The sequence below is a fragment of the Acinetobacter sp. ESL0695 genome (assembly GCF_029392135.1).
Classification (GTDB): Bacteria; Pseudomonadota; Gammaproteobacteria; order Pseudomonadales; family Moraxellaceae; genus Acinetobacter; species Acinetobacter pollinis.
This window is the reverse complement of record NZ_CP113932.1, coordinates 1,968,254-1,984,502: the sequence shown is the minus strand read 5'-3', so window position 1 is coordinate 1,984,502 and position 16,249 is coordinate 1,968,254. Positions and strand designations below refer to the sequence as shown.

The 16,249-nt window shown below is 36.9% G+C and carries 12 protein-coding genes; 10 read left to right on the top strand and 2 right to left on the bottom strand.

Annotated features, from left to right (window positions below; translation table 11 throughout):
• Nucleotides 1-22: 22 nt before the first annotated feature.
• From OZX61_RS09430 to OZX61_RS09395, 8 genes are all read left to right on the top strand, one after another.
• Nucleotides 23-1,462 (top strand): NCS1 family nucleobase:cation symporter-1, encoded by a 1,440-nt coding sequence (locus OZX61_RS09430; protein ID WP_277094645.1) that lies wholly within the window; start codon nucleotides 23-25, stop codon nucleotides 1,460-1,462.
• A 75-nt stretch (nucleotides 1,463-1,537) separates the two neighbouring features.
• On the top strand, nucleotides 1,538-2,371 hold the full coding sequence (locus OZX61_RS09425) for a MurR/RpiR family transcriptional regulator (RefSeq protein WP_277094644.1): 834 nt from the start codon (nucleotides 1,538-1,540) through the stop codon (nucleotides 2,369-2,371).
• 121 nt (nucleotides 2,372-2,492) lie between these two features.
• A complete protein-coding gene (locus OZX61_RS09420; protein ID WP_277094643.1) occupies nucleotides 2,493-3,752 on the top strand; it encodes an alanine--glyoxylate aminotransferase family protein in 1,260 nt (419 codons plus the stop codon).
• Complete coding sequence (hpxK, locus tag OZX61_RS09415) at nucleotides 3,749-5,002, top strand: allantoate amidohydrolase (protein ID WP_277094642.1); 1,254 nt, start codon at nucleotides 3,749-3,751, stop codon at nucleotides 5,000-5,002. Before OZX61_RS09420 ends, hpxK begins: the two co-directional genes overlap by 4 nt.
• 757 nt (nucleotides 5,003-5,759) lie before the next feature.
• A complete protein-coding gene (locus OZX61_RS09410) occupies nucleotides 5,760-6,887 on the top strand; it encodes a Re/Si-specific NAD(P)(+) transhydrogenase subunit alpha (RefSeq protein WP_277094641.1) in 1,128 nt (375 codons plus the stop codon).
• A gap of 12 nt (nucleotides 6,888-6,899) precedes the next feature.
• Nucleotides 6,900-7,226: a proton-translocating transhydrogenase family protein gene (locus OZX61_RS09405; protein ID WP_277094640.1), complete on the top strand. Its 327-nt coding sequence runs from the start codon at nucleotides 6,900-6,902 to the stop codon at nucleotides 7,224-7,226.
• Between the two features lie 3 nt (nucleotides 7,227-7,229).
• The gene (locus tag OZX61_RS09400) at nucleotides 7,230-8,678 is read left to right on the top strand and encodes an NAD(P)(+) transhydrogenase (Re/Si-specific) subunit beta (RefSeq protein ID WP_277094639.1); all 1,449 of its coding nucleotides are present in this window, start codon (nucleotides 7,230-7,232) and stop codon (nucleotides 8,676-8,678) included.
• A 173-nt stretch (nucleotides 8,679-8,851) separates the two neighbouring features.
• Nucleotides 8,852-10,939, top strand: a complete 2,088-nt coding sequence (locus OZX61_RS09395; protein WP_277094638.1) for a TonB-dependent siderophore receptor — start codon at nucleotides 8,852-8,854, stop codon at nucleotides 10,937-10,939.
• A gap of 54 nt (nucleotides 10,940-10,993) precedes the next feature.
• On the opposite strand, the gene rsfS is transcribed toward OZX61_RS09395, so the two are convergent.
• Together rsfS and OZX61_RS09385 are read right to left on the bottom strand one after the other, a co-directional pair.
• The gene (rsfS, locus tag OZX61_RS09390; RefSeq protein WP_195771034.1) at nucleotides 10,994-11,398 is read right to left on the bottom strand and encodes a ribosome silencing factor; all 405 of its coding nucleotides are present in this window, start codon (nucleotides 11,396-11,398) and stop codon (nucleotides 10,994-10,996) included.
• Nucleotides 11,399-11,520: 122 nt separating this feature from the next.
• Nucleotides 11,521-14,340, bottom strand: a complete 2,820-nt coding sequence (locus tag OZX61_RS09385) for an ATP-binding protein (protein ID WP_277094637.1) — start codon at nucleotides 14,338-14,340, stop codon at nucleotides 11,521-11,523.
• Between the two features lie 149 nt (nucleotides 14,341-14,489).
• Here OZX61_RS09385 and cysM point away from each other — a divergent pair, with 149 nt between their 5' ends.
• Nucleotides 14,490-15,419 carry a cysteine synthase CysM gene (gene cysM / locus OZX61_RS09380; RefSeq protein ID WP_277094636.1) on the top strand — a complete coding sequence of 310 codons (930 nt, stop codon included), beginning with the start codon at nucleotides 14,490-14,492 and terminating at the stop codon, nucleotides 15,417-15,419.
• Between the two features lie 8 nt (nucleotides 15,420-15,427).
• Complete coding sequence (locus tag OZX61_RS09375; protein WP_195771037.1) at nucleotides 15,428-16,240, top strand: 3'-5' exonuclease; 813 nt, start codon at nucleotides 15,428-15,430, stop codon at nucleotides 16,238-16,240.
• The last annotated feature ends 9 nt before the right edge of the window (nucleotides 16,241-16,249 follow it).

Sequence of the window (16,249 nt, the reverse complement as noted above, 5' to 3'; positions counted from 1 at the left end):
GAATAAATCGTGAGTTAGGTCTATGAGCAATAAATATAGTGCAAGGTTATCTAACCAAGACTTACAACCTGCGAAAAAAACGTGGTCTTGGTATAACATTTTTTCATTTTGGATGTCTGACGTACACAGCATTGGGGGCTATGTGGTTGCGGCAAGTTTATTTACACTGGGTCTCACCAGTTGGCAAGTACTTTTAGCACTTGTTGTCGGAATTTGTATTGTGCAAGTTTGTGCAAACTTAATTGCCAAACCAAGTCAAATCTCTGGTGTTCCTTATGCGGTTATTAGTCGCCAAGCATTTGGTGTATATGGTGCAAATATTCCTGCTTTAATTCGTGGTGTGATTGCTGTGTCTTGGTACGGCATTCAAACATGGTTAGCATCCAATGCACTTATGCTTATTTTATTAAAATTTTTTCCTACACTTTCTGCTTTTACGCATACAACATTTCTAAATTTGAGTCTATTAGGTTGGGCATGTTTTAGTTTTATTTGGGTTGTCCAAGCTGTCATTTTTTGGAAAGGTATGGAGACCATCAAGAAGTTTATCGATTGGGCAGGGCCAATGATCTATGTTGTGATGCTTGCACTCGTGGCATGGATTATTAATAAAGCAGGTTGGCACAATATTAATTTTGATCTTAGTGAAAAGGATGCTGTGCACGGCAGTGCTGTAGGGCAATTTGTGATTGCGGTGGCATTGGTTGTTTCTTATTTTTCTGGGCCATTATTAAATTTTGGTGATTTCTCTCGCTATACAAAAAATATGTCTGCTGTAAGAAAGGGAAATTTATGGGGTTTACCTGTTAACTTTATTTTCTTTTCGCTTATTACGGTCATATTGGTGTCAGGAACTTTTTCTATTACAGGGAAAATGATTACAGATCCACTTGCAACGGTTGCATTGGTTGATAGTACAACAGCAGTTGTTTTAGGTGTTATTACTGTATTACTTGCGACGGTTGGTATTAACATTGTGGCTAACTTTGTTTCAGCAGGGTTCGATTTCTCAAATGTTTCTCCAAGTAAAATTAGCTTTCGTACAGGTGGAATGATTGCTGCAGTTGGTTCGGTTGTGATTACACCATGGAATTTATTTAATTCTCCTGAAATTATTCACTATACCTTAGATGTACTTGCAGCTTTTATTGGCCCATTGTTTGGTATTTTAATTGCTGATTTTTATTTTATAAAAAAACAAAATGTAGATGTGGATGCACTATTTAGTGAGAGCAAACAAGGTGCGTATTGGTATAAAAATGGTATTAACCCCCATGCAGTTGTTGCATTATTACTATCTGTTATTGTTGGTCTAGTTATTACTCTTACCCCAGCTTTAAGTGCATTTGCACCATTTACATGGTTTATCGGTGTGATTCTAGGTGGGATGATTTATCGCACGATTGCAAGAAAAACCGAAGTTCGTACAGTGGTCATGAAAGAAACTGCTGTACATAAATAATAATATTTCTTATATATAAGCGCGTAGAACATATTTGGTTTTACGCGTTTTTAATGTTTGTATGATGTGAATATGATGAATAGTTTAGAAGAACAGTTAAAAGTAGCCTATTTTTCACTTACACCTCAGGAGAAAAAAGTTGCCGACTTCATTTTGGAACACACATATGATTTAGTGACCTATAATAGTGCAGAAATTGCAAGACTCAGTCAGGTGTCTAAAGCGACAGTAAGTCGATTATTTAAACGACTTGGCTATAAAAATTATAAAGAATTACGTGAACAGACACGTCATTTAAGACAACAAGGCGTTCCTATTGTTGAGAGTACGGATTTTCTCGCCACAGACCAACTGTTTCTTCAACATTATGAACAAGAAAAGAAAAATTTAAATCTACTTATCCAACAACTTCGCGCATCTGATTTTTCCGCGATATTAAATCGCTTAAAAACTGCAAGAAAAGTTGCAATTACAGGGTTTCGTAATAGCTATGCTGTCGCTTTGCATTTGAGGCAGCAATTGTTACAGGTTAGAAGCGATGTATCTCTTTATCCCTATTCTGGGCAGACACTTTCTGAAGAAATTGTTGATTTAACAGAAAAAGATTTCTTTATTTTATTTGCTTTTCGCCGTCGGCCTTCACATCTAAGACACATATTGCAATATTTAAAACAGCATCATGTACCTGTGCTGCTTGTTTCAGAAGAGAGTGCATCAGTGCTTATTGAGTTGTCATCTTGGCACATTCAAATTCGTTTAGAGAGTATCTCGGCATTCGATAGTTATGCCACCGCAATGAGTTTTTGTAATTTATTAAGTAATGCCTTTTTTCATGAATCTTATGATGACTCAAAATCAAGAGTTCAAAAAATTTCTGATGCTTATACGGGTTTAGATGAACTGGAATAGACTCAATTGTCTTTTGGCACATTTGTTGCAATTAAAATAATTATTGAAACTTTTGTTTCAGTGATGGTTAGATCATGGTTCAGATGTATTGATATTGCAGATAATTAAAGGGTTCATGGAAATGCACGATTTAGATATTCATAATTTTAAGCAGATTAATCCACCACATCGTTTACTTATGGGGCCAGGTCCAATTAATGCAGACCCACGCGTATTACGCGCAATGTCAACACAATTGGTTGGTCAGTATGATCCATCAATGACTCATTATATGAATGAAGTCATGCAGTTGTATCGCGCATTATTTCAAACTGAGAATCGTTGGACAATTTTGATCGATGGTACATCTCGTGCAGGCATTGAAGCATTACTTGTTTCTTCAATTCAGCCAGGAGATCGTGTTTTAGTCCCTGTATTTGGGCGCTTTGGTCAGCTACTTTGTGAGATTGCTCGTCGCTGTCGTGCAGAAGTACATACAATTGAAGTCCCATGGGGTGAAGTATTTGACCCTCAACAGATTGAAGATGCGATTATTAAAGTACGTCCAAAGCTACTTTTAACTGTCCAAGGCGATACCTCGACAACCATGCTACAGCCACTTCAAGAGTTAGGTGAAATTTGTCGCCGTCATGATGTGCTTTTATATACCGATACCACAGCATCTTTTGGTGGAAATGAGTTAAAAGTAGATGAATGGAAAATTGATGCTGTTTCAGCAGGTTTACAAAAGTGTTTGGCGGGCCCATCAGGAAGTTCACCAATTACATTAAATGCACGTTTTGAAGATGTTATTCGTCGCCGTAAATGTGTAGAAGAAGGGATTCGTACAGATGATCATATACAAGGTGATGATGAGTTTATCTACTCAAACTATTTTGATCTTGGGATGATTATGGATTACTGGGGGCCTGAACGTCTAAATCATCATACAGAAGCGACTACAATGCTTTTCGGAGCACGAGAGTGTGCACGTATTATTTTACAAGAAGGTTTAACACAAACAATCGAAAGACATGCACTTCATGGCAATGCCTTGTTGGCAGGTATTCAGCATATGGGACTAAATACTTTTGGTAATTTAGAGCATCGTATGAACAATGTACTTGGTGTGGAAATTCCTGAAAGTATTCATGGTGAACAAGTACGCCAAATGTTACTAAATGATTTTTCAATTGAAATTGGAACATCGTTTGGCCCATTACAAGGCAAAATTTGGCGTATTGGTACGATGGGCTATAACGCAAGAAAAGATTGTGTTTTGCAGACGCTTACAGCATTAGAAGCTGTGCTGAATCGACTGGGTTTTTGTACAAAACAAGGTGAAGCCATGCAAGCAGCTTGGAATATTTATGCGTCAGCAGGCGAAGGAGTAAATTCATGATTGAAATTTCTTCGGAATATGCTGAATCTGCTGCTCAAAGAGTGATGGAACGTATAGAGGTGCTTGCAAAAATAAGCAGTGATACGAATGCAATGACACGTGTTTATTTATCTAAGGAACACAAACAGACAAATATACAAGTCGAAGCATGGATGCGTGAAATTGGCATGCATGTATGGCAAGATGAAGTAGGAAATATTTGTGGGCGATATGAAGGAGTTGATGCTCAGGCTCCTGCTATTTTATTGGGTTCACATTTAGATACGGTAAGAAATGCAGGTAAATACGATGGAATTTTAGGTGTCCTTACAGCACTTGAAGTCGTTGCATTTCTACATCATCATAACTATCGTTTACCTGTGGCTATTGAAGTTATTGGCTTTGCAGACGAAGAAGGTACACGCTTTGATGTTACTTTATTAGGAAGTAAGGCACTTACGGGCCAATGGGAAAAAGATTGGCTCGAACGTAAAGATCGTGAAGGGGTTTCGATTGCTCAAGCATTAGAAGCATTTGGTTTAGATCCTAAAAATATTATGCAAGCACAACGTAAAAAAGAAGAAATTCTCGCTTACTTAGAGTTACATATTGAACAAGGACCATGTCTAGAAAATGATCATCTTGCTTTAGGTGTAGTGACTGCTATTAACGGTGCGCGCCGTTTAATGTGCCAATTTAAAGGCCATGCAGGACATGCAGGCACTGTCCCTATGCAACACCGCAAAGATGCGTTGGTGGCTGCTGCCAAATGGATTGTTGCGATTGATGATTTAATACAAAAAGAAGATCCAAACCTAGTCGCTACAGTTGGGTATTTAGAAAATAAACCAAATGCAGTGAATGTGATTTCTGGACATGTGACATTATCATTAGATATTCGAGGGCCTGAAGATACGAAAATAGATCAGGCATTGAAGAAAATATTAGATAAAGCGAATGAGATTGCAAATGACAACGCAATGAGTTTTGAAAGTGATGAGTTTTATAGAATTCAGGCAATTGCTTGTGATCAATCACTTCAAGATCGTTTTGCCTATGGTGTTTCCCAAGTTCAACCAATAACAAAATATTTACCAAGTGGTGCAGGGCATGATGCAATTGCGATTGCAACACGATGGCCTGTAGGCATGCTCTTTGTACGTTGTGAAAAAGGTATTAGTCATCATCCTGCCGAGTCAATGACTCAGCATGATGCAAAGTTAGCTATTCAGGCATATATTCATACAGTATTAACTTGGGTAGATATGTAATACATATGTGCTTTACAGATTTTTTACTGGAACCATATAAATGATAAGATTAAAAAAATTTTATATGGTTTCAATTAAAGGTATATCCTTTTATATTATTGATTTTATTAAATAATAAATAAAAATTAAATATCATTTTTATTTATATCAGAAAACTAAATTACTGAGTATAAAAAATAAAAATATTATTTGTAAAAATAGATTAGAAAACTCTTGAGGCATTGGTAGGAAATGCAATAAATTGATGGATAAAATCAAACGATTACAGTTTAATTTATTTTAACTCCCGAAAATATGTATTCAATTTTGTCATAAATATCGTAATAAAATTTTGAAAATAAGAAAAAATATTTATTTATATAAAAATTTTCTTTAAAAAAATCTAATTTTTTTAAAACATATAAAATTTACCAAATTTTTATTAAAAATAAGTAATTGATATTTAATTAAAAATTAAATTTTATCTAATTTAATAATAGATTATTTTTATAAGTCTTTAAAATAAAAAGAATAATAAACATTGGCTAAGACAAAAGGCTAATTGTGCAGTAGGTAGGAAAACCATTATTTTTTGCAGTCAAACCTTAATATTTTATCGCTTTTAAGGCTGTATAAAAATGTCAACTTGGAAATATTGTTCATTTATTAAATAAATAATGGGTAGTATTTCTTTCTCGATTACATAAAATCAGAGTGACATATCGTACGAAAACTACTTTCGTATTGTTTAATAACGACCTTGGCTTGGGGAATACTCATGCAGATTGGAATACCAACTGAAACAGTAGCAGGTGAGAACCGCGTAGCTGCTACGCCTGAAACCGTAAAAAAATTAATCAGTAATGGTCATAATGTGGTCATTGAGCGTGGTGCTGGTATTAAATCGGCATATATCGACTCAGCATATGAAACTGTTGGTGCGAAGATTACCGAAGATGCATATACGGGAAGTGAAATTATTCTTAAAGTGCGTGCGCCCGTGGCTGATGAAATTCAAAAGGTTCAACAGGGTAGTGTTGTTGTCGCAATGTTTGATCCGTTTCGTAATCCTGAGTTAGATGCCTTTGCTCAACATAAGATTTCCGCATTTGCACTTGAGTTACTCCCTAGAACCTTGTCACGTGCACAAAATATGGATGTACTTTCATCTCAGGCTAACCTTGCTGGTTATAAGTCTGTTCTGTTAGCAGCAAATGCTTACCAAGGACTATTCCCAATGTTAATGACTGCAGCGGGTACAGTAAAACCTGCAAAAGTAGTCATTATGGGAGTAGGTGTTGCAGGCTTACAGGCAATTGCTACTGCGAAACGTTTAGGTGCTGTGGTTGAAGCAACCGATTTACGTCCAACGGCGAAAGAGCAAGTGCAGTCTTTGGGTGGTAAATGGTTAGACGTGCCTATGTCTGAGGAAGAACAGCAACGTGCAGCAGATGCTGCGAAAAATGGTTATGGTTGGATGCCAGGTGAGCAATATATTAAAGATCAAGCAGCTATTGTAGATAAGGCTGTGAGTCAGGCAGATATTGTAATTACTACAGCACTATTACCAGGGCGAAATGCACCAAGGCTAATTAAAGCTGAAACTGTGAAAAAAATGAAACCTGGGTCTGTCATTTTAGATATGGCAGTAGAAACAGGAGGGAATGTTGAAGGTTCTGTAGAGAATGAAACAGTCGTTACAGAAAATGGAGTACAAATTTTGGGTATTCCGAATATTCCATCTACTGTAGCAACAGAAGCTTCAGCACTGTACGCACGTAATGTTTATAACTTCGTAAGTACATTATTTGATGAAAATAAGAAGTTAAATATTACTTTAGATGATGAAATTCAAAAAGCACTGCTCGTTACCCATGATGGTGAGCTGTTGTTAAAGCGTAGCTAAGGAGCGAAAAAAATGATTGAAACTATAACAATTTTTGTCTTGGCTGTATTTGTTGGTTATTACGTTGTATGGGGTGTAACACCAGCTTTGCATACACCTTTAATGGCAGTTACTAACGCGCTTTCTTCTATTGTCATTGTGGGTGCTATGTTGCAGACCGTAGGTTTGCCAATGTTGGGTATTGAAGGAAATGTTGCATTTCAGAGCATAAATGTTGTGAGTGTACTGGGTGCAATAGCAGTCTTTTTAGCAAGTATTAATATTTTTGGTGGTTTCGCAGTAACAGCAAGAATGCTTGAAATGTTTAAACCAAAGCAGAAAAAGAAAGAAGAGGTATAAACAGTGGAATTAATAAGAGAATATTCTGGTTGGTTATACCTTGTTGGGGCAATTTTATTCATTTTGACACTACGTGGACTATCTAGCCCTAAAACAGCTATTCAAGGTAACCGCTATGGTATGGTAGCCATGGCAATTGCTGTTTTAACCACATTTTTTGTGGCAGATCATGTTGTTGTATGGCTTATTTTAGTACCAATGGCACTTGGTGCTGTTGTAGGTGTTGCACGTGCCCGTACTGTTCCTATGACGCAAATGCCTGAAACTGTTGCTTTAATGCACTCATTAGTTGGATTATCTGCTGTATTAATTGCAGTTGCTGCAATTTTACATAATAACCATTTGGTTGACCTATTTGCGCAAAATACAACTGCTTTACAAAGTTCAGGTGTAGAGCAACCACACATGAGCAAAGTACATTTCTTTGAACTATTTGTGGGTTGCTTTGTTGGTGCAATTACATTTACTGCATCATTATTTGCTTATGGTAAGTTGGCTGCGAAAAAATGGGCAAAAACTATTGCGGGTAGTTGGGTTAAACCATTACAAGCTATTTTATTTATTGTCATGATTATTTGTGGTGGTTATTTCTTCACTACAGGAAATATGGCTGCTTTTTGGCTTATGACAGCTTTTGCACTTGCATTCGGTTGGGTATGGATTGCACCTGTGGGTGGGGGCGACATGCCAGTTGTTGTTTCATTACTTAACTCTTTTTCAGGGTGGGCGGCTGCAGGAATTGGCTTTACACTTGAAAACAACATGCTCATTGTTGCGGGCTCATTGGTCGGTTCTTCTGGTGCAATTTTGTCTTACATTATGTGTAAAGCAATGAATCGTAGCATTCTCAATGTATTATTTGGCGGTTCAGCAACTACAGCGGCTGCGGTGGCTTCAGGTGAACAAGTAGAAAGAAACTATCGTTCTGGTTCGGCAGATGATGCAGGCTTTCTTATGTCAAATGCAGACAGTGTTGTAATTGTGCCAGGTTATGGTATGGCACAAGGGCGTGCACAAAATGCAGTGAAAGAGCTTGCGATGTTACTTAAAGAAGAAGGCGTAAAAGTGCGTTTTGCAATTCATCCAGTTGCAGGTCGTATGCCGGGACATATGAACGTATTGCTTGCAGAAGCTGATGTACCTTATGAAGATATCTTAGAGATGGATGAAATTAACTCAGATTTTCCTGCTACAGATGTTGTTTTAGTGATTGGTGCGAATGACGTTGTAAACCCTGCTGCAAAAGATAATCCAGGCTCTCCAATCTATGGTATGCCAATTTTGGAAGCTTATAAAGCACGTACTATTATGGTGATTAAGCGCTCTATGGCAACAGGTTATGCTGGACTAGATAATGATTTGTTTTATGATGAAAAAACAATGATGATTTTTGGTGATGCAAAAAAAGTTGTTGAAGATATGACAAAGTCAATTAATGGTTCTGGTCATTAAGTCGTATTATACTGAAATAGGGCACATTTTAGATGTGCCTTATTTTTTTATATAAAGATAACTATATGTTAAATAATATTTTATTAAAATAAAATGTAATATTTTTTTATTGAGAAAAATTCTTATTATCGTTAATATCCACTCGCTTAGACTTCTGCTTAATTTCCATTTTTATGAAAATATTGACTCATTTTGTAAGAACTGCTTTATCTGTCTCTCTGTTCTCTATATTACAAACAACTTTTGCCAACGAGGCTGTGTTACCTACTATTTTGGTTAACTCAAATGATGATCCTGATATTGTAAAAACAATAGAAAGTTTTAAAACACATCAAACTTTATTTAAAACCGCAAGATCTGTCAGTGTGGTAAGTAAAAAACAGATTGAGCAGAAACAAGCCATGAATTTAACAGATGCACTCAATGGCGTTTCAGGTGTGATCTCGGCACCTCTTGGACGACGAGGTGCAGATGACTTTATTATTCGTGGGCAACTTGCTTCAGATGCAATTTATATAGATGGACTTAGGCAAGCACAAGCAAGCGATTCTCCAGTAGATATTACAGGGTTAGAACGGGTAGAGGTAATTAAAGGACCAAGCTCAATGGATTTTGGTTTGAGTGCACCGGGTGGTTTAGTAAATCTTGTAACAAAACGAGCAATACAGGATAACTTTAATACAGTTGAATTACGCTATGGCTCTCAAGATCTACGCCAAATCATATTCGATACAAACCATACTTTAAATGAAAGTAGTAAAGCTGCATGGCGTTTGAATACTTCATATTCAGATCAAAATGATTCTACAGATAATGTTTATTTTAAAAATTTTTATATCTCGCCAACTTACACCTTCGATTTAGGCGATCAAACCGATTTATCTGTAATAGCAAGTTATAGTCATAAAGAGTATATGAGGCAACAAGGCATACCTGTATACGGTAGTCTTTTAACAAACTCATATGGTCAGCTTAACCGTAGTTTATTCATTGGAGAGCCAGATCAAGACCCTTATATTTCAGATGTATATCGTGTTGGATATAATTTTGCACATCGTTTTAATGAAGGATGGGAGTTTAAACAAAATTTCGCACTTCAGAAAACACGCTTAGATGGACAAGTTATTTTTGCAAATAGTTCAAGTTTAAATAGTCAGACCATTAAACGTTCGGGCAGAGATCAACTATATAAAGATCTAAATTTTAGTGTGGATAATAATTTATCTAAAACATTTGATATGGGGGCGACCCACCATCATGTGATGGTAGGTGTAGATGCAATTCATGATACACGTGATATATGGAATTATACCTGTACCGTAGCAGGAAACTTTAATATTTATCGTCCTAACTACTTAGGAAATGATTGGTGTTCTAAAAAAACTTTGCGTAGCGACAGTGTGAAAACTACATTAAAAACAGTCGGCACTTATTTAAAAGATCGTATAGATTTGACTGAAAATCTAAATTTAGATTTGGGGGTACGCCATGACTGGGCCACAGTATCGGCTTTAAGTCATTATGATCAGTCAGATAACAGTAAAAATAGTCATGCATTTTCAGGAAACATAGGAGTTTTATATGATATTCATCATATTATTTCTCCTTACATGAGCTATTCAACATCATTTTTACCAGTTACTGATGTTGATGAAAATGGAAAAATTTTTGAACCAGAAAAGGCAAACCAATATGAGGTTGGTTTTAAAATTCAATCACCATCTCAGCGAATTCAGGCAAGTTTAGCATGGTTTGATCTTACTCGTTTTAATGTCGTTTCTTCCGATGCAGATGGTGTAAATTATCAAACAGGGAAACAAAACTCAAAAGGCGTAGAAACCGAAATTGTAGCAAAAATTCGCCCAAATTGGCTTGTTTCGGCAAACTATACCTATACGCCTACCGCTAAAATCGTAAATGATGAAATTACAAGCTATATTGGTAAGCGATTAAACAACGTCTCTAAACAAGCATTTAATTTCTCTACGCGTTACGAGTTTTTGGGTGAAATGCTGTCAGGTTGGTATATTGGTGCAGGTGTGCGTGCAGAGTCTGAAAAGACTAGCTATAAATATGCGTATACTGTTCCGGGGTATGCACTGTGGGATGCGGAAGTTGGATATAACACAACACGTTGGCAAGCAAGTTTAAATGCAAAGAACATTTTTAATAAAGAATATTATGCTGGGGGGGTAAACAGTAATATTGTGGCTTTAGGTGATGACCGCCAAGTTAATTTCAACTTCCGTTATAGATTTTAGAAAGATAAAAAAAGCGACATATTCTGTCGCTTTTTATCATTTACATAAAGGATTTTATGCAAGTGCTCTTTCAGGAGTGGCACGCCATAGACTTTCTAGATCGTAGAACTTACGTGCTGTTGGAAGCATCACATGTACCACAACGTAGCCAAGGTCGATAAGAACCCATTCAGCATCGAGTTCACCCTCTACACCAATAGGTCTAAAGCCTGCTTGACGTGCTTCATCTGCAACGTTATCTGCAAGTGCTTTGACATGACGTGTTGATGTACCGCTTGCAATGACAATTGCATCTGCAACATTACTAATTTCGCTAACGTCTAACTCGATGATATCTTTTGCTTTTACATCTTCGAGTGCTTCGTGAACGATGGCTAAACAGCGTGCTACATTTTCGTTTTGCGCATTCATCGCGCTTTCTTGAGAATTAGAAGCGCTGGGCGATGGTTCTAAATTCATAGAAGTCAATAATTCCTGACAATTACTCAGTATGTAATATAGCGTTTTTGCGCACACAATTCAAATATTGTATGAAAGTATCCTGTAACTAACTGCTTTTTAATTAAATATAAATTATTTTCTTATAGGTTAAGGTACTGACTCAATTTTTTCTGAGCAGCTTCACGTGTATGTTGAATGACCTTTTTAAGCTCATTAAAGCGTAGAAGAGTTTCTTGAATGAAACTTTGATCTGCCCGCCGTTTCTCTTTACGCAAAGTTGAAATAAATTGCTCAAAATCTCCAGTAATTTCTTGGAGTTTAGGTGTGCCGACATAGCGCGTAGCCCCATAGAGTCGGTGTAGTACATGCTCTAATTGAGGGAAGTCTTCGAGCTCAATGAGTTGTTGCATTTCCTCAACTTCAGCGTCAAAACTTTCTGTAAGCATTTTAAGTAAATCTACAGCCAATTCCTCCTTATTTGCCGCAAGTTTAACACTTTGTGCCCAGTCCAGAATATTGCTATCCATTGTGGTAGAAAACTCATTGTGTAACGGAGTTTGGTTGTTTTCAAATCGGCTATTTGTCCATGTAGTGAGAATTTGTACAAGCTGCTCTATCTGAATTGGCTTGGTTACATAGTCGTTCATACCGACAGTAAGTAAGTTTTGTTTTTCATCTGAAAGTGCATGTGCTGTAAGTGCAATAATTGGAAACTCTTTACTCTTATTCAAAGTAGATTCTAATGAACGAATTGCACGAGTTGTATCTACCCCAGACATTACAGGCATTTGAATATCCATAAAGATTAAATCAAACGGTTGTTGTTTTTGTTCAATATTATTTTGAATCAGTCGGAGAGCTTCTTGTCCGCTCAGTGCTTTGGTAGTTTTTACTTTTAGCTCTGCCAGTAATGCTTCTAAAACAATAAGATTAGGTAAATGGTCATCTACTGCTAGGACGTGTAAACCTTCACCATTGAAGGTTTTGCTGACATGCTCCTCTTCTACTTGGATTTGGTTTTTAAGTAGCTGAAGTAGGGCGTGTCTACTCAGAGGTTGATAAAGTGGAGTTGCATGAAACTGACTTAATGTATTGGGTTCTAGAGCCATTTGATAGCCATAGACGGCTAAATGACCTTGATAACGCATACGAATTTCTTGAAGTAATGTGTGCGTATCACCTGCATGATCGACAATAACCCAAGTGTCATCGTGATTGGTGAGTTGATTTAAGCGGTTAAACAAGTCTAACAGAGAGGTACTCTCTGTATGTTGGACGTTGTAATTTTCTAAATAATGTCGAAGAATATTTGCTGTGGCTGCATGGGAAATAAAAGATAGAACTTTTACATGACTTAAATTTTCTTTTTGAATGTGTTGCGTACGTTGGTCTAAATCGAATTGAATGTTAAACCAAAATGTGGAGCCTTTTTCCGTTGGCGTGCGATCTTGATTGTCTTCAAAACCAATATGACCATGCATCATTTGTACAAGCTGTTTTGAGATTGCAAGCCCTAAGCCTGTACCACCAAATTGACGAGTAATGGATGCATCCACCTGTGAAAAAGAATCAAATAATTTTTTTCGATCTTGTTCACTTACCCCAATACCACTGTCTTGTACGCTAAAGTAAATTTGACAATGCTGATGGTTTTTATTTTCCAGACGAGTACGGACAATAATTTCACCCTCAGGGGTAAATTTAATTGCATTTGAAATGAGATTCGTCAAAATTTGTTTAAAGCGTAATGTATCGCCAATGACGTACTGTGGTAGGTCATGCGCGAAGTAGAATGCCATATTAATATTTTTCTGAGCGGCCAAAGGAGATAACATATCCATGACATCGAAGATGGTTTCTTCAAGATTAAACTGTGCTGTCTCAAGCTCAAGTTTGCCCGCATCAATTTTTGAGAAATCTAAAACATCGTTAATCAATGCAAGTAAATGTGCAGATGACTTTCGTATAGTTTGTAAATATAGGTTCTGATCATTAGTAAGATTGTCTTGTCTGAGCATGAGGTGGATAAAGCCATCAATACTATTTAAAGGCGTTCTTAATTCATGGCTGATATTGGCAAGAAAAACAGATTTTGATTGATTGGCTGATATCGCTTGGTCACGTGCTTGTCTATAAGTAATATTTTGGACTTCAAGCGTATCTAACGTTCGACGTAAATCATCTTCAGTTTGTTCAGTATGGTCTTTAAGCTCTAAAAAGCTATGGTGCAATCTTTGTAAGGTATTTTCGATATCGCGCTGTAATAGTTTTAGTTCACCACTGCTATTGAGTGTAATAGGCTGATCTAAATTATCTGCACTTAATCGTTGTAATTGCATTCGAATTTCGTAGAGGGGTGCAATCCATCGTCTAGAATAAAAGTTTAAACACATCATGAGTAAAAGAAGTGTAATAAAACCTGTAATGGCCAATACAGTCAGAATACGATAATGTGCCAATGCTAAAGGTTGGTCATCTAATTCAATGAGCAACCATGTGCTAATCCCTTTACTATTGGTCATAATTTTACTGCCATAGACCGTATTGTGATTATACGATATAGGGCCAATAAATCTGGCAGAATCGTTCACTGTGGGCCATGGTAAATATCTACGCTGACCAATGTTGAGTTTAATATGGTTGTCGCTGTCTATAATGGCAACGCGCTGCACATATTGCTCGTTTAAAACGCTTTGTAAAATATTTTCTGCACGTGGTGTAATATTTGGTGAAGTATCAATTGCTGTTGAAAGTAGTTTGGCTGTATGTTGATAGCGTGATAAGGTCGCAATTGCTGCATACTGCTGTTGGCTTTTTGCAGCAACACGCGTTTCGTTAACAACAAGGGTTGTTCCTACAAAAACAAGTACTGAAATTGGAATAAAAATAAATGCGACCAATTGCCCATAGGCATGGTTTAGCTGTAAGCGTTGTAATAGGTTTTTTCTTAATTGCGCCATAATCGAAAATAAACGATTCTTCTTGATCAGAATCTTACCATGCTTTTAATAGGCGGGTCGCGTGTATTCTTTGTAGAAAAAACAGTGAAATGAGTGCAGGATGATTATTTTTTTCATACAATAAGCACACCTAAAAACAGGTACATACTATGAGTGACAATATTCCAGACTTTTTTTCTGACGATTTTTTATTAGATCATTCTGTTGGAAAGACCCCTTTAGTTAGGCTACAACGACTTGGAAAAGATACCAAGGCAATTGTACTTGCTAAGCTTGAAGGGAATAATCCTGCAGGTTCTGTAAAAGATCGTCCTGCTTATAATATGATTATACAAGCAGAAAAACGAGGGGATATTCAGCCTGGGGATACATTAATAGAAGCCACCAGTGGAAATACAGGTATTGCTCTTGCAATGGTCGCTGCTATGCGTGGTTATCGCATTAAGCTTATTATGCCAGACAATATGAGCCAAGAGCGTAAAGATGCCATGCTAGCATATGGTGCTGAATTAATTGAAGTAACTCAGCAACAAGGAATGGAAGGCGCACGCGATCTTGCTTTAAAAATGCAAGAAGAAGGACAGGGGTTTGTATTAAACCAATTTGGTAATCCAGACAATGTTCAAGCGCACTATCTCACGACTGGGCCAGAAATTTGGCAACAAACAGGTGGTCAGGTGACACACTTTGTGAGCTCTATGGGAACAACTGGAACCATTATGGGCGTATCTAAGTATTTAAAAGAAAAAAATCCAGATATTCAAATTATTGGATTACAACCAGAAGAGGGCGCAAGCATTGCAGGTATTCGTCGCTGGCCAGAAGCATATTTACCTACAATTTTTGAGCATGAACGTGTAGATCGTGTTATAGACATTGCGCAAGACAATGCAGAAGTGACCATGCGTCAATTGGCCAAAACAGAAGGCATTTTTGCAGGTACATCGTCCGGTGGTTCGGTCTGGGCAGCATTACAAATTGCGAAAGAGAATCCAGATGCTGTGATTGTATGTATTGTATGTGATCGTGGAGATCGTTATTTGTCGACTGGTTTATTTTCAGTTCAAGATAAGCAATAGGGAAAAAAATGCGTTTACCTGTTCTTGTATTTGATATTGAAACAGTAACTGACTTAAAAGCAGGTGCACACCTTCATGGTTTAGAAGGTTTATCTGAAGAAGATGTTGGACACGCTTTAACAAAATTGCGTCGTCAGGAATCAGGTACAGATTTTCAAAGATTACCTTTGCATGAAATTGTCTGTATCTCTGGTTTATGGGTAGATGAAAAAGGTTTTCGACTCTTTTCTTTTAGTCAGAATGACAATACTGAAACAGAAATTTTACAGAAATTTTTATCTATTTTTCAAAAACGTCGTCCAGTCTTAGTAAGCTGGAATGGTCTACAGTTTGACTTACCCGTGATTTCTTATCGTGCTTTATATCATGGTTTATCTGCACCAAATTTGTTTGATCAAGGTGAGTTGAATCAGCAACGTCGTTTTAGTAATTATCAGAATAGATACCACCATCAACATGTCGATTTAATGGATGTGATGGCTGTATTTAATGGTCGAAATTTTCAGAAATTAGATGATGTTGCTCAATTTTTAGGATTGCCTGGAAAGCGTGAAAAAATAAGTGAGCATATTTCTTCATATATTCAAAAAAATGCTTGGGATCAGCTAGAGGCATACTGTGAAGGCGATGTTCTAAATACGTGGCTAATTTATTTGCGATGGAGCTTATTAAAAGGACAATTGTCATCAATTGACCATTTGAAAGCAGTGCAACAAACCATAGAATATCTGACCAATTTATCCAAACATCAGCAATTTTTAAAGGACTGGGAACATAGTGCACAAAGTACGACTTTCAGTTCAACATTTTTCCTTAAATAATTAGGTTCA

What these genes read in the sequence shown, in the direction of transcription:
- OZX61_RS09430 (WP_277094645.1), top strand. Translation starts at nt 23, where the DNA reads ATGAGCAATAAATATAGTGCAAGGTTATCTAACCAAGACTTACAACCT.
- OZX61_RS09425 (WP_277094644.1), top strand. Translation starts at nt 1,538, where the DNA reads ATGAATAGTTTAGAAGAACAGTTAAAAGTAGCCTATTTTTCACTTACA.
- OZX61_RS09420 (WP_277094643.1), top strand. Translation starts at nt 2,493, where the DNA reads ATGCACGATTTAGATATTCATAATTTTAAGCAGATTAATCCACCACAT.
- hpxK (WP_277094642.1), top strand. Translation starts at nt 3,749, where the DNA reads ATGATTGAAATTTCTTCGGAATATGCTGAATCTGCTGCTCAAAGAGTG.
- OZX61_RS09410 (WP_277094641.1), top strand. Translation starts at nt 5,760, where the DNA reads ATGCAGATTGGAATACCAACTGAAACAGTAGCAGGTGAGAACCGCGTA.
- OZX61_RS09405 (WP_277094640.1), top strand. Translation starts at nt 6,900, where the DNA reads ATGATTGAAACTATAACAATTTTTGTCTTGGCTGTATTTGTTGGTTAT.
- OZX61_RS09395 (WP_277094638.1), top strand. Translation starts at nt 8,852, where the DNA reads ATGAAAATATTGACTCATTTTGTAAGAACTGCTTTATCTGTCTCTCTG.
- rsfS (WP_195771034.1), bottom strand. Translation starts at nt 11,398, where the DNA reads ATGAATTTAGAACCATCGCCCAGCGCTTCTAATTCTCAAGAAAGCGCG.
- OZX61_RS09385 (WP_277094637.1), bottom strand. Translation starts at nt 14,340, where the DNA reads ATGGCGCAATTAAGAAAAAACCTATTACAACGCTTACAGCTAAACCAT.
- cysM (WP_277094636.1), top strand. Translation starts at nt 14,490, where the DNA reads ATGAGTGACAATATTCCAGACTTTTTTTCTGACGATTTTTTATTAGAT.
- OZX61_RS09375 (WP_195771037.1), top strand. Translation starts at nt 15,428, where the DNA reads ATGCGTTTACCTGTTCTTGTATTTGATATTGAAACAGTAACTGACTTA.